The organism is Haematobacter missouriensis (assembly GCF_000740775.1).
Lineage (GTDB): Bacteria > Pseudomonadota > Alphaproteobacteria > Rhodobacterales > Rhodobacteraceae > Haematobacter > Haematobacter missouriensis.
This window is the reverse complement of sequence record NZ_JFGS01000094.1, coordinates 1-1,209: the sequence shown is the minus strand read 5'-3', so window position 1 is coordinate 1,209 and position 1,209 is coordinate 1. Positions and strand designations below refer to the sequence as shown.

Genomic DNA, 1,209 nt, shown 5'->3' with positions numbered 1-1,209 from the left:
GGCGGGGGCGGTGCCCCGCCCTCAGCCTTTCGATTACTCGATGATCTTGGAGACGACGCCGGCGCCGACGGTACGGCCGCCTTCACGGATGGCGAAGCGGAGCTTCTCTTCCATGGCGATCGGTGCGATCAGTTCGACTTCGAACTTCAGGTTGTCGCCCGGCATCACCATCTCCGTGCCTTCCGGCAGTTTGACGGTCCCGGTCACGTCCGTGGTCCGGAAGTAGAACTGCGGCCGGTAGTTCGCGAAGAACGGCGTATGACGGCCACCTTCCTCTTTCGTGAGGATGTAGGCTTCCGCCTCGAACTTCGTGTGCGGCTTCACCGAGCCCGGCTTGCAGAGCACCTGGCCCCGCTCGACGCCTTCACGGTCAACGCCGCGCAGCAGCGCGCCGATGTTGTCGCCGGCTTCCCCGCGGTCCAGCAGCTTGCGGAACATCTCAACGCCCGTGCAGGTCGATTTCTTCGTCGGGCGGATGCCCACGATCTCGACCTCGTCACCCACGTTGATCACGCCGCGCTCCACACGACCCGTCACCACCGTGCCCCGGCCCGAGATCGAGAACACGTCCTCGATCGGCATCAGGAACGGCTGGTCCACCGCACGCTCAGGCGTCGGGATGTACTCGTCAACCGCCGCGAGCAGCGCCCGGATCGAATCCTCGCCGATCTCCTTGTCACGGCCTTCCAGCGCCGCAAGCGCCGAGCCCTTCACGATCGGGATGTCATCGCCCGGGTATTCGTAGGACGACAGAAGCTCGCGCACTTCCATCTCGACCAGTTCCAGAAGTTCCGCGTCGTCAACCTGGTCGACCTTGTTCAGGTACACGACCATGTAGGGAATGCCCACCTGACGGCCGAGCAGAATGTGCTCCCGCGTCTGCGGCATCGGGCCGTCGGCCGCGTTCACAACCAGGATCGCGCCGTCCATCTGCGCCGCACCCGTGATCATGTTCTTCACGTAGTCCGCGTGGCCGGGGCAATCCACGTGCGCATAGTGCCGCACGTCCGTCTCGTACTCCACGTGCGCCGTCGAGATCGTGATCCCGCGCGCCTTCTCTTCCGGCGCCGCGTCGATCTGGTCATAGGCCTTGAAGTCGCCGAAATACTTCGTGATCGCCGCCGTCAGCGTCGTCTTCCCGTGGTCAACGTGGCCGATCGTGCCAATGTTGACGTGCGGTTTCGTCCGTTCAAACTTTGCCTTTGCCAT

1 protein-coding gene is annotated in these 1,209 nt (G+C 63.9%); it reads right to left on the bottom strand.

Going from position 1 to position 1,209, the window contains the following annotated elements; all coding sequences use genetic code 11:
• Positions 1-33: 33 nt before the first annotated feature.
• Positions 34-1,209, bottom strand: a 1,176-nt coding sequence (gene tuf / locus CG51_RS18760; protein WP_035747632.1) for an elongation factor Tu, incomplete at its 5' end; no start/stop codon positions are given.